Origin of the sequence: Azospirillum melinis (assembly GCF_013340935.1) — a bacterium.
Taxonomy (GTDB): domain Bacteria; phylum Pseudomonadota; class Alphaproteobacteria; order Azospirillales; family Azospirillaceae; genus Azospirillum; species Azospirillum melinis.
This window is the reverse complement of the sequence record NZ_WHOS01000081.1, coordinates 16,532-28,556: the sequence shown is the minus strand read 5'-3', so window position 1 is coordinate 28,556 and position 12,025 is coordinate 16,532. Positions and strand designations below refer to the sequence as shown.

The following is a 12,025-nucleotide window of genomic DNA, read 5'->3' as shown; positions in this document are numbered from 1 at the left end:
CATGTCAGCGGCACGCCCAGGTTCTGGCGCCCCTTCCTGGTGGCGCTCGGCGATGCGGGACTGCCGCTGGCCGCGGTGGCGCTCGGGGGCGCGGCGGTCCGCCCGCCGCCTCTCGGCCCGGCGGTGGGGCGGGTGCCCCCCCCCCGGCCGGCGCCTCCGGCGCCGGCCGTCCCGTCCTCCCCGGCTCCGCAACCGGCTTCGGTCGGGCCCGACCTGCCGCTGGACGAACCGGAGTCGGGCCCGCTGCGCGACCGCCTGATCTGGGCGATGGAGCGGACCGGCTGGGTCCAAGCCAAGGCCGCCCGCCTGCTGGGCATGACGACGCGTCAGGTGAGCTACGCGCTGCGCAAGTACAACATCGAAATCAAGCGGTTCTAGGTCCGGAAACCGGGGGGCCGGACATCGTCCGGCGGCTACCCCCGTCGCGCACCCTGCGGTTTCGTGTTACCCTGCCGGGCCTTCGATTCGATGGCATGCTCCCCGGTCGAACGGATCTCCGTCTTGCCTTCGCTTGAGAAGCCCCTCGCCCTGCTGTTCGTCGACATCGCCGACAGCACGATGCTGTACGAGCGCGTCGGCAACGTCACCGCGGCGGCGCTGACGCAGCGGGTGCTGGCCCATCTGCGCCGGCTGGTGGAGGACAATCGCGGCGGCGTCATCAAGAGCCTGGGCGACGGGCTGCTCGCCGCCTTCCCGCTCTGCGACGACAGCGCCCGCACCGCCTGCGCGATGATCGGTATCGAGGGCCAGTACGGGCTGCGGCTGCGCATCGGCATCCATTTCGGTTCCGTGATTGAAGGCGTCGGCGACCTGTATGGTGACGCCTGCAACGTCGCCGCACGGGTGCAGCAGATCGCCCGGCCTGGCGAGATCCTGGCGACCCAGGCTCTGGTGGAAGGTTTGTCACCCGACCTGCGCGGCCGGACCAAGCCGCTGAGCAACGTCGCGATGAAGGGCAAGACCGCCCCGATCCCCGTCCACCGAATCCGCACCGGCGATGATGCCGAGGACGCCATCGACAGCACCACGCTCGGCTTCTCGCTGGTGTCGGAGGTCGGCCGCAGAATGGTGACGCTGCACCTCGCCTATCGCGGGCAGGACATCACGCTGAGCCAAGCCCTCACCCGCGTCACCATCGGGCGGGAGGACAGCAGCGGCCTGCGCATCGCCTCGCGCCAGACCTCGCGCCAGCATGCGGTGGTCGACTTCACCCGCGAAAGCTTCCTGCTGACCGATCATTCCACCAACGGCACCTTCATCCGCAGCGGCGGGTCGCCGCCGCTCGTGCTGCGCCGGGATGCGACCAAGCTGGTCGGCAGCGGCCTGATCGGCTTCGGGGCGGAGGTGCTGGACGAAGGACAGGACCATGTCGTCGCCTTCCGCGCCGAACTGGCCTGACCGGTTTGTCGGCACCCCGACAAAGCCCTCCGCCCACTCCGCCATTGTCGCAATGACGACAGCGTCCGCACCCCCGACAATTCCTCTCAAGCCTTTGTGATTACTCAATTTCTGCTTCTGGCCCCGAACTTGCTTTTCATCGTTCCGTCCAACGGTGTCGTCCGGCACGGCAGGGAAGGAGTGGATGATGAGCAACGTGGTTTCGCTCGACAGCATCTTCGGGCTGGGGGAACTGGCCCCGCCAGCCGTGATGCCGGCAGCACCCGAGGCGGCGTCCGGCTGTTCGTCGTCGTCCTGCGGATCGTCCGACGGTCCGGCCGACATGGACCCGGCAGTGTGGGAGAAGGTGAAGAATCACCCCTGCTACTCGGAAGAGGCGCATCACTATTTCGCCCGCATGCATGTCGCGGTCGCTCCGGCCTGCAACATCCAGTGCAACTACTGCAACCGCAAATATGATTGCTCGAACGAGAGCCGGCCGGGCGTGGTCTCCGAAAAGTTGACCCCCGATCAGGCGATCAAGAAGATCCTCGCGGTCGCCCAGGAAATCCCGCAGTTGTCGGTGATCGGCATCGCCGGCCCCGGCGATAGTCTGGCGGCCGCCGGCAAAAACACCTTCGCCACCTTCGAAATGCTGCAGAAGAAGGCACCGGACCTGAAACTGTGCCTGTCCACCAACGGCCTGGCCCTGCCCGACCATGTGGACACCATCGCCCAATACAACATCGACCACGTCACCATCACCATCAACATGGTCGATCCCGAGGTCGGTGCGCAGATCTACCCGTGGATCTTCTACAAGCACAAGCGCTGGACCGGGCTGGACGCCGCCAAGATCCTGCACGAGCAGCAGATGCTGGGGCTGGAGATGCTGACTTCGCGCGGCATCCTGGTGAAGGTGAACTCGGTCATGATCCCGGGGGTCAACGACGAACACCTGCTGGAGGTGAACAAGGCGGTGAAGAGCCGCGGCGCCTTCCTGCACAACATCATGCCGCTGATCTCCGACCCTGCCCACGGCACTTATTTCGGCCTGAACGGCCAGCGCGGGCCGACCGCGCAGGAATTGAAGGTGGTGCAGGACGCCTGCGAGGGCGGCGCCAAGCTGATGCGGCACTGCCGCCAGTGCCGCGCCGACGCCGTCGGCCTGCTGGGCGAGGACCGCGGCGAGGAGTTCACCGCCGACAAGATCGAGGCGATGGGCTTCGTCGACTATGACGACGAGGCCCGGCGCACCTACCGCGAGCATGTCGAATCCGAGCGCGCCGGCCGCCACGCCTCCAAGGCCGCGGCCCAGGCCGACGTCCGGGAGAGCGTCGGCTTCACCGTCGATCCGATCCTGATCGCCGTCGCCACCAAGGGCGGCGAGCGCATCAACGAACATTTCGGTCACGCCAAGGAATTCCAGATCTACGAGGTCGGGCCGAGCGGCGCCAAGTTCATCGGTCATCGTCGCGTCGACCAGTATTGCGAAGGCGGTTCCGGCGACGTCGATACGCTGGACGGCGTCCTGGCGGCGATCAACGACTGCACCGCGGTGTTCGTCGCCAAGATCGGCGGCTGCCCGTCCAAGTCGCTGGCCGATGCCGGGATCGAGCCGGTCGACCGCTTCGCCTTCGACTACATCGAGGAATCGGCGCTCGCCTATTTCAAGGACTATGCCGAGCGGCTCGGCCAGGGTGTCGTCCAGTCCCGCGCCGGCCAGGACGCGGTGATCCGCACCGGGGCGCTGACCGCGCGCCGCGCCTGACCCCCTTTTCCTTTTCCCTCTTCCACAGCCATCCCATCACCGAAGGAGAGAGCCATGGCCTACAAGATCAAGTCCGCCGAATGCACCGTCTGCGGCGCCTGCGAGGCCGAGTGCCCGAACATCGCCATCAGCCTGAAGAAGGGCACCTACGTCATCGACCCGGCCAAGTGCACCGAGTGCCAGGGCCAGTTCGACAGCCCGCAATGCGCCGCCGTCTGCCCGGCCGACTGCTGCGTCCCGGCGTGATGATCTGATCCCCTCTCCCGCCTCTCGCACGAACTTCGTTTGTGCTGACGGCGTCAGGCGGATCGAAGATCCGCTGAGAGCCCGGGAGGGGGGAAACCCAGGAGCACCGCGCCATGCTGGACGAGGTGGATGAGGACTGGCTCGCCCGCCGCTATTACGGCGGAGATCTTCCGCCCGAGGCGGAACGCTGCCTGCATCTGGCCGCCGCCAGCTATGCCGACAGCACGGCGGCGCTCGCCCATCTCGCTCGCGCGGCGGAGATTGCTCCCGGCCATCGCCTCGTCGATCTCGGCCATTACAAATTCCACTTCTACAAAGCCGATCTCGGCCAGGCGCTGGTCTATGGCGAGCGCATGATCGGCCACGCCATGGCGGCACTCGGCGTCAACCACACCGACTGGCGCGACGTCACACCGGCCACCGCCGATTTCCGCGGGCTGGAGCCGGCGCCCCGCCTGTTCCTGTTCGCCCTGGTCGCCATCGGCTACCTGCTGCTGCGCACCGGCCGGATCGACGCCGGACGGGAGGCGTTGACCAAGGTCTGCACCCTCGATCCCGACGACCGTTTCGGTGCCTCCCGTCTGATCGCCGTCGCCGACCGTCGCGAGCATGAGGACGAGCTTGAGGAGGCCGGCGCATGAGCGACGACATCCTCGAGTCGCTGGACTGGCGTGGCGAACCGGTGGATTGCACCGCCTGCCCCCACCATGACCGCCGGCTCGACCCGGAGACTGTCACCCTCCCCGTGGGCGGCAAGCTGCCCGGCCACTGCCTGCCGTTGAAGGCCTGCGTGCAGGACCGCTACGCCAAGCGCATCCAGCGCTTCTTCGAATGGAATCCGGACCTCGCCGCCGGCCATCTCGACCATCCCTATTTCGAGGTCCGGGCCAATGCCGCGCGCTTCGCCCCGATCTTCCAGCTTCCCCGGCTGATCGGCGACCCGGACGAGACGGTGCGGTCCGTATTGGCCCGCCGGCTGCCGCGCCGACTGTTGCTGAAGCTGCGCGACGATCCCGACCGCGAGGTGCGGATCGCCGTCGCCACCCGGCTGGAGGACGCCGACCTCGCCCCGCTGATGCGCGATCCCGACTGCTCGGTGCGGCTGCGGGTGGTGCGGCGGATTCCCGACGGCATGCTGCCGGCGATGATGCATGACGAGGACCCGGAGGTGCGGGTGGAGGTCGCCCGCCGCCTCGCCATGGACTGGCTGCCCAGCCTCGCCTGGGACGACAGCCCGCGGGTGCGGCTGGTGGTGGCGCAGCGTCTGCCGACGTCGAAGCTGCACATCCTGGTGCAGGATGCCGACTGGATGGTCCGCCTCGCCGTCGCCGGACGGATCGACGCCGGACAGCTCGGCCCCCTGTTCGACGACCCGGAGGAGGAGGTGCGCGCCATCGCCCGGCAGCGCGCCGCCGGCCTCGCCGCAGGGTTCACCATCGCCAACGACCTTCCGCCCCTCTAGCGGCCCCTCAACGGACGGAGCGCAGCCCGATGACAGAGACAGCCGCACCATACCGCCGCGAACGTGCCCGCAGCGCCGACGACGCCAACGAGCTGGTCGGCCCGCCGGTGCTGGAGCAGGGGTTCAAAGTCAAGGCCCTGCGCGACGTGCGCAACGACGGCACCTATCCCGGCCGTCCGGTCGGCGACTTCCTGATCCGCGAGGGCGATGTCGGCTACGTCATCTCCGTCGGGACCTATCTGCAGATGTATTACATCTATGCCGTTGATTTTTACGAAAAACGGGTCGTCGTCGGCATGCGCGCGCGCGAGTTGCAGGTAGTGGACGCCCACTGCAACGACCCCCAGCAACCCCAGTCCGGAAGCCCGGTCCCAACCTGACAAGGAGCCTCGCGATGTCCGACGTCGAAGCCGCCGCCAAGCCCGGTTTCATCCCGCCGCGCGAACCGCTGTACGACTGGGGCCTGCGGGTCACGGTGCAGGAGGACCTGTTCAACGATGGCAGCCACCCGCAGGTGCCGGACGGCGCCCTGCTGGCGCCCAAGGGCACGCCGGGCACCATTGTCCGCATCGGCCGCACCGAGGAAGGCAGCCTCCCGGTCTATCTGGTGGAGTTCCCCGGCGGCACCGTCGTCGGCTGCCTGGAGGAGGAGATCGCCCCGGCCGATGGTTCGCGGCGCGGCGTGCCCGGAATGATGTGATGGGGGGTGATGTGATGACGATCTACCTCGACAACAACGCCACCACCGCCCTGGCTGCGGAAGTGCGCGACGCCATGATGCCGCACCTGTTCGGGGAGTTCGCCAACCCGTCCAGCCCTCATTCCGCCGGCATGGCCGCGCGCCGCGCGGTCAGCGAGGCCAAGGCCCAGGTCGCAGCATTGATCGGCGCCAAGCCGGCCGATCTGGTGATGACCGGCAGCGCCACCGAGGCGACCCATGCCGCCACCCTGGGTGCCTTGCGCGTCATTGAGGAAACCGACCACCGTCGCGACCACATCGTCACCACCGCGGTGGAGCATCCGGCGACGCTGGCCCTGTTCGACGACCTGCGCCAGCGCGGATGGCGCGTCACCATCCTGCCGGTAAACCGCGACGGCCTGCCCTCGCTGGTCGATCTCGCCGCAGCGGTGACGGAGGCGACGGCGCTGGTCTCCATGATGTGGGCCAACAACGAGACCGGCGTGCTGATGCCGGTCGAAGGGGCGTCCGCCATCGCTCACGCCCATGGCGCCCTGTTCCACAGCGACGCGGTGCAGGCGGCGGGCCGGGTTCCGGTCGATTGCGGCATCGCCGATTACCTGACGCTGTCCGCCCACAAGATGCACGGGCCTAAGGGCGTCGGCGCGCTCTATGTCCGCAAGGGCGCGCCCTTCCACGCGCTGATCCACGGCCATCAGGAACGACGCCGCCGCGGCGGGACGGAGAATGTGCCGGGCATCGTCGGCTTCGGCGCAGCCGCGTCGCTGGCATCGCTGTGGCTCGACGAGGCCGACCTGATCGCCTTCCTGCGCGACCGGCTGGAACAGGGCATCCTCGCCCGCTGGCCGGGTGCGGTGGTCAATGGCGCCGGCGCCGCCCGTCTGCCCAACACCAGCAACATCCGCTTCGCCGACGGCCGCGGCCATCCGGTCGATGCGGAGGAATTGCTGATGCGGCTCGATCGTGCCGGCATCGCCGTATCGATGGGGGCCGCCTGCTCCTCCGGCGGCAACGAGCCGAGCCATGTGCTGACCGCCATGGGGCTGAGCGACGCCCAGGCCGCCGCCAGCCTGCGCTTCTCGCTGAGCCGCTACACCACCGCGGCGGAGGTGGACGCCGTCCTGTCGGAACTGCCGGCCCTGCATGCCCGTCTGGTCGCCGCCTGAACAAAAAACATAAGCCAAACAATAGGATGGAGTTTCGGCAATGAAGGTGATGATCCGCAAGGCGTCCGAGCAGTACACGATCTACGTCGCCAAGAAGGACCTGGAGGAACCCATCGTCGAGATGGAGAAGCCGGGCCTGTGGGGCGGCTGGGTCAAGGTCGCCAACGGGTGGACGCTCGATCTGCCGGAGATGCCGGCGGAAACCCGCCTGCCGATCACCGTGGAAGCCAAAAAACGCGGCACGGAGTAACGCCCATGGCCCTGTCTCCCGAGCGCATCGACAGCATCGCCACCCTGGCCGGCCGGCTGTTCGCCGGGGGCGGCAAGCTCGACGCCGTGGTCCGCAGCGTGCGCGAGGCCAACCCGGACCTGAAGACCGTCACCGGCGCCATGGCCGCAGTGATGGCGGAGGACCCCTTCCGGGAAGAGGTGGGCTTCGACCTGCATCTGGTGGACGGCAACAACCACTGCTGGCTCATCACCGACAAGCCGGAGCTTGCCACCGGCGTCGTGATCGCCCAACGGGACGAGGACGAGTGAATGAGCGAAGCCGCCATAGCATGGGATCCCGCAGCCCCCGGCGATGACGGGGCGGACGATTACATTCCGCTGATGGATCCGGACATCTCCGGTGCCGAGGTCGAGATGCTTGGCCGCCTGCTGTCCTCCGGAGCCTTGAGCGACGGGCGGATGGTGCGAGCCTTCGAGGACGCCTTCGCCGCCTATGTCGGCCGCGACCATGCGGTGGCGGTGTCCAGTGGCACCATGGCCACGCTGCTGATGCTGAAGGGCTACGGCATCGGCGAAGGGGACGAGGTGCTGTGCAGCCCGTTCGGCTGGCATCAGGTGCAGCATGCGGTGGCGCTGTCCGGCGCCACGCCGGTGCTGGTCGATATCGACTATTGGCAGCACACCATCAACCCGGAAAAGGCGGCGTCGCTGGTGTCGCCGAAGACCCGGGCGATCCTGGCCGCCAACGTCAACGGCCACCCCGCCCATTGGGACGAGCTGCGCGCACTGGCCGATGGCAAGGGGCTGATCCTGCTGGAGGATTCGACCGAGGCCATCGGCTCGACCTACAAGGGGCAGATGGTCGGCACCTTCGGCGACGCGGCGGTCTTCGACTTTTCCGAACCCGGCATCCTGCTGGCCGGCGAGGGCGGCATGATCGTCACCGACGACCGCGACCTCGCCCACCAGCTGCGCTACATGCGCCGGCGCGAGACGGAACATCGCAACACCGTGGTCATCACCCGCACCCTGCCCTGGCAGGCGGGGATGAGCGACCTGAACGCCGCGCTCGCCCTGGTGCAGTTGAAGCGCCTGCCGGAAATCCTGACCCGCCGCAATCTCGTGATCGCCTATTACGACGCGGCGATGGCGAGCTTCGAGGGGATCAAGCCGCCCTATCGCGGGCCGGGGGCCGAGGTGGTCAACCCGATGGTCTATTGCGTCCATCTCGGCACCCGCTTCAGCGCGTCGGGCCGCCGTTCGATCATCGAGGATCTGGACACCCACGACATCGACGCCAGCGACTTCGGCCAGCCGCTGCACACCCAGCAATATTACATCGAAGCGCTCGGCGAACAGCGGGCCGGCCGCGGCACCTGCCCGGTCTGCACCAAGACGGCCGACCGTGTGCTGGCCCTGCCGCTGCACCGCCAGATCACCCGGGATCAGGTCGCCTTCATCGTGGAAACGCTGAAGGACGCCAGCGTCAACACCGGCGCCGGCGCCGCGATCTATCTGTGAAGCCCCGAAGGGAAGAGGCATCCATGACCGTCACCACACTTGCACCCGATACCGACTCCGTCACGGTTCCGGACGCCGCCGCGGCACTGGCCGACATCGCCGCGGCGCTGGCGGCACGGCAGGTGGTACCCTATCTCGGCCCCAGTGCCTTCGACCTCCTGCCGCCCGACCAGTGCCCGATCCCGCGCAACTCGGCGGAGTTGGTGCAGCGCCTGAACGCCAAGGTCGCCGCCCCCGGCCGCATCCGCGCCAGCCTGACCGCGGTCGCCCAGTTCATCGAAACGCGCAAGCACCGCAAGACGCTGGAGAGCATCCTCAACGAGATCTTCCGGCAGACGGTGCCGGCCACCCCGGTGCATGCGCTGCTGGCGGCGATCCCGGCCCCGCCGCTGCTGGTCGATGTCTGGTACGACAACGTGCTGGACAACCTGCTGAGCGCCACCACCGACCGCCACTGGGGCCAGATCCAGGGGGTGTCGCACCCGCAATCGACCGGCGAATGGGTGCGCTACTACGCCCCCGACGGCGCCGAAGCCTCCGCGGAGGTAGCCGCCGGCTGGGACACCGTGCTCTACAAGCCGTCGGGGGCGGTAACGCCGGCCGGCAACTACCTGATTTCCGACAGCGACTATGTCGAGATCCTGACGGAGATCGACATCCAGACCCCGATCCCGGCCATTGTTCAGGACCGCCGCGCCGGCCGTCATTTCCTGTATCTGGGCTGCCGCTTTGACCACGAGATCCAGCGCACCTTCGCCCGCCAGATCGCCAAGCGCTCCTCCGACAGCCACTGGGCGGTGATCCCCGGCGAGCTGTCTAAGAACGAGGCGCGTTTCCTGTCGCTGCACGGGATCAAGCGCATCGACATGACGCTGGAGGAAGCGGTGGAGGGCTTGCGGACACGGGCGTGAGAGCGCGGGGGCATCCTCGACCGCGGCATCGGCCCCTACCCCCAAAGAGGCCGCACCGCAGCGCAACACAGGTCCCCTCCATCCGTTATCTCGCGAAACGGATGGAGCGTGCGGGAATGGTGACGAAACGCGGCCCAACTCTGGCCGCAGCATTTGCGACCCTGCTGCTGGCCTCGACGGCGGCCATATCGGCGGCGAACGCGCAGGAAACCACCCCTCCCCCCGGCGACGAACCCGCGACCTCCGGCCCGGCCATCGGCTTCTGGATCGACAACGACCTGTTCGGCGGCGGGACCGACCGCTACTACACGAACGGGTTCCAGTTCTATTATTTCTCCGGGGCGCGGCCGACCTACGGCAACATCGACTGGTTGGCCAACATCGTGCCCTGGATCGAACCGGGCGGGGTGCGGCGCTACGGCTTCGCCTTCGGTCAGAACATCTACACGCCGAGCGACCTGACCGCCCGCAACCCGAATCCCAAGGACCGGCCCTATGCCGGCTGGCTCTATGGCCGCGTGTCGGTGCTGAACGAGGCGCCGCGGGCGGTGGACCGCATCGACCTCGACCTCGGCATGGTCGGCCCGGCTTCGCTGGCGGAGCAGACGCAGAAGACGGTCCACAAGATCGTCGACGGCGCCACCTATCCGGAGGGCTGGAACTACCAGCTGCACGACGAGCCGGGTGTCGTGCTGAGCTACGAGCATGTCTGGCGCGACGAGAAGCCCAACAGCCTCGGCCCGCTGGAATGGGATTTCAGCCCCCATGTCGCCGGCAGCGTCGGCAACGTGCTGACTTTCGCCGCGGCCGGCGGCACCGTCCGGCTCGGCGGCAACATGCCGCCGCCGGTGGGTGCGCTGGTGACACGCCCGACCTCCAGCATCCCCTACCAGGACAATCCTTACTCGGAACGGCCGGGGCGCTTTTCCTGGTACGTCTATGCCAGTGCCGAGGGCCGGGCGGTGGCGCGCAACATCTTCCTGGACGGCAACAGCTTCCGCGAAAGCCGGTCGGTCGCCAAGCATCCGCTGGTCGGCAGCATGCAGGCCGGCCTGACGCTGCGCTACGGCCGCTACGGCCTGACCTACGCCCAGACCCTGCAGACGCCGGAGTTTCAAGGCCAGAAGTCGCTGACCAACTACGGCTCCCTGCGTCTGTCGGCCCAGTTCTGATCCATCAGAGGAAGGGCAGCGGCAGGATCAGCGTGAAGCCGTCCACCGCCATCAGCACGCCGGCTGCCGCCAAACCGCGGCTGGCCCACAGGATGAAGCCGCGGTTGGTAATGGCGAAGACCGACGCCAGCACGATGGCCAGCTGCAACATCCCCTCGGCAAAGTCGAAATAGGGGTCCTGGGCGGCGGCATGGTCGCGCCGGACCTCCGCGGCCTTGGCCTTGTTCAACAGATCCTTGCGACTGTTCTTGCCCTCGTCGGCCTCCATCCGGTCGGCCGATTGACGGTATTCGGTGGAGCGCTGCAAAGCCTTGGCCTGGGCGTCCGCCGGCATGCCGGCAGACAGCAGTTCCAGCTCGTCGGCGGCAAGACGCAGGCTGATCTGGCGCTGGGTCTTGGACTGGTAATAGGCGAAGCTGTCCGACGCCTCGATGGCGCTGGCCATCAATTCCTTGCCGGCATTCGAACCGGCGACACTGACGATGGCAAGCACCGCCGCCAGGACGGAGATGTAGATGGCGGTGGACATCTTCACCGCATGCCCGCCCTCGTCCTTCTCTTCGGCATGGTGATGGCCCGCGGGGCGGCGCTTGGCCTGTTCCCGCTCATGGGCTTCGTCGATCAGGTCCTTCACCTCGGCGGCTTCCATGGTCCCCTGCCCTTCGTCCGGTCCCCCGCCGTTCGGCGGATGACGAAAGAGTTAGCGAAACACTCGACGCGAGAAAAGCCCCGCTGACGCTCCGTCGTCGGGGGCCGCGCGATGTCACCGCGATATTTTCCCCCTTCATGGGCGGGGGTGTGCTCCCGAATGTCTCGTGCGTCAACATTCGCCCCTTTCATGGGCGACCGGTTCGGGCTATGTCAGGAACCATGAACCAGTTCGCACGCCTGGCGATCGAGGCCGGCCCGCTCGCCGCCTTCTTCGTTGCCAATTCACAGGCCGGCATCATGACCGGCACCGCGGTCTTCATGGTCGCCATAACCATCGCGCTCGCGGTGTCTTGGCGGCTGGAACGGCGCATCCCGATCATGCCGGTGGTCGGCGCCGGGTTCGTGCTGCTGTTCGGCGGCCTGACGCTGTGGCTTCAGGACGACCTGTTCATCAAGATCAAGCCGACCCTGGTCAACCTGCTGTTCGCCATCGTCCTGTTCGTCGCCCACGTGACGCGGCGCAACGTGATGAAGCGCCTGCTGGGCACGGTTCTGAACCTGTCGGACGACGGGTGGCGCACGCTGGGCATCCGCTGGGCGTGGTTCTTCCTGCTGCTGGCCGTGCTCAACGAGGTGGTGTGGCGGAACTTCGCCACCGACATGTGGGTCAACTTCAAGGTGTTCGGCATCATGCCGCTGACCCTTCTGTTCAGCGCCTTCCAGGCACCGCTGATCATGCGCCACCAGCTGCCGGATGAGCCGGCGGAAAGCGGCCCGGCAGCCTGACGGCACCGCCTTTGTCACGGTTCCCGGCCAT

16 protein-coding genes are annotated in these 12,025 nt (G+C 67.7%); 15 read left to right on the top strand and 1 reads right to left on the bottom strand.

What is annotated here, in order from left to right; translation table 11 throughout:
* The 14 genes from GBZ48_RS36550 to GBZ48_RS32650 all read left to right on the top strand — a co-directional run.
* The coding region (locus GBZ48_RS36550) for a helix-turn-helix domain-containing protein (protein WP_281362518.1) at positions 1-378 on the top strand (378 nt) is incomplete at its 5' end.
* Positions 379-501: 123 nt separating this feature from the next.
* A complete protein-coding gene (locus GBZ48_RS32710) occupies positions 502-1,398 on the top strand; it encodes an adenylate/guanylate cyclase domain-containing protein (RefSeq protein ID WP_246307615.1) in 897 nt (298 codons plus the stop codon).
* A 184-nt stretch (positions 1,399-1,582) separates the two neighbouring features.
* Positions 1,583-3,148, top strand: coding sequence for a nitrogenase cofactor biosynthesis protein NifB (gene nifB / locus GBZ48_RS32705; protein ID WP_425486035.1), 1,566 nt, complete (start codon positions 1,583-1,585; stop codon positions 3,146-3,148).
* 54 nt (positions 3,149-3,202) lie between these two features.
* Positions 3,203-3,394 carry a 4Fe-4S dicluster domain-containing protein gene (locus GBZ48_RS32700; protein WP_014248512.1) on the top strand — a complete coding sequence of 64 codons (192 nt, stop codon included), beginning with the start codon at positions 3,203-3,205 and terminating at the stop codon, positions 3,392-3,394.
* Positions 3,395-3,507: 113 nt separating this feature from the next.
* Positions 3,508-4,035, top strand: coding sequence for a hypothetical protein (locus GBZ48_RS32695; RefSeq protein WP_174474835.1), 528 nt, complete (start codon positions 3,508-3,510; stop codon positions 4,033-4,035).
* Positions 4,032-4,856, top strand: a complete 825-nt coding sequence (locus tag GBZ48_RS32690) for a 4Fe4S-binding leucine-rich repeat protein (RefSeq protein WP_174474834.1) — start codon at positions 4,032-4,034, stop codon at positions 4,854-4,856. Before GBZ48_RS32695 ends, GBZ48_RS32690 begins: the two co-directional genes overlap by 4 nt.
* Before the next feature lie 29 nt (positions 4,857-4,885).
* Entirely contained in the window at positions 4,886-5,236 is a 351-nt protein-coding gene (locus GBZ48_RS32685) for a nitrogen fixation protein NifZ (RefSeq protein WP_174474833.1), read from the top strand.
* Positions 5,237-5,250: 14 nt separating this feature from the next.
* A complete protein-coding gene (locus GBZ48_RS32680; protein ID WP_174474832.1) occupies positions 5,251-5,556 on the top strand; it encodes a nitrogen fixation protein NifZ in 306 nt (101 codons plus the stop codon).
* A 14-nt stretch (positions 5,557-5,570) separates the two neighbouring features.
* The gene (locus GBZ48_RS32675; protein ID WP_246307614.1) at positions 5,571-6,722 is read left to right on the top strand and encodes a cysteine desulfurase family protein; all 1,152 of its coding nucleotides are present in this window, start codon (positions 5,571-5,573) and stop codon (positions 6,720-6,722) included.
* Positions 6,723-6,762: 40 nt separating this feature from the next.
* The gene (gene nifT, locus GBZ48_RS32670; protein WP_098739281.1) at positions 6,763-6,972 is read left to right on the top strand and encodes a putative nitrogen fixation protein NifT; all 210 of its coding nucleotides are present in this window, start codon (positions 6,763-6,765) and stop codon (positions 6,970-6,972) included.
* Positions 6,973-6,977: 5 nt separating this feature from the next.
* Positions 6,978-7,262, top strand: coding sequence for a hypothetical protein (locus GBZ48_RS32665; RefSeq protein ID WP_174474830.1), 285 nt, complete (start codon positions 6,978-6,980; stop codon positions 7,260-7,262).
* Positions 7,263-8,474: a DegT/DnrJ/EryC1/StrS family aminotransferase gene (locus GBZ48_RS32660; protein ID WP_209798170.1), complete on the top strand. Its 1,212-nt coding sequence runs from the start codon at positions 7,263-7,265 to the stop codon at positions 8,472-8,474.
* 23 nt (positions 8,475-8,497) lie between these two features.
* Entirely contained in the window at positions 8,498-9,385 is an 888-nt protein-coding gene (locus GBZ48_RS32655) for an SIR2 family protein (RefSeq protein ID WP_174474829.1), read from the top strand.
* Between the two features lie 116 nt (positions 9,386-9,501).
* Positions 9,502-10,557, top strand: coding sequence for a lipid A deacylase LpxR family protein (locus tag GBZ48_RS32650; RefSeq protein WP_174474828.1), 1,056 nt, complete (start codon positions 9,502-9,504; stop codon positions 10,555-10,557).
* Between the two features lie 4 nt (positions 10,558-10,561).
* Here GBZ48_RS32650 and GBZ48_RS32645 read toward each other — a convergent pair whose 3' ends face one another.
* Positions 10,562-11,206, bottom strand: a complete 645-nt coding sequence (locus GBZ48_RS32645) for a DUF4337 domain-containing protein (RefSeq protein ID WP_174474827.1) — start codon at positions 11,204-11,206, stop codon at positions 10,562-10,564.
* Positions 11,207-11,427: 221 nt separating this feature from the next.
* Between GBZ48_RS32645 and GBZ48_RS32640 the strand changes: the two genes are divergently transcribed.
* Positions 11,428-11,994 (top strand): septation protein A, encoded by a 567-nt coding sequence (locus tag GBZ48_RS32640; RefSeq protein ID WP_174474826.1) that lies wholly within the window; start codon positions 11,428-11,430, stop codon positions 11,992-11,994.
* The last annotated feature ends 31 nt before the right edge of the window (positions 11,995-12,025 follow it).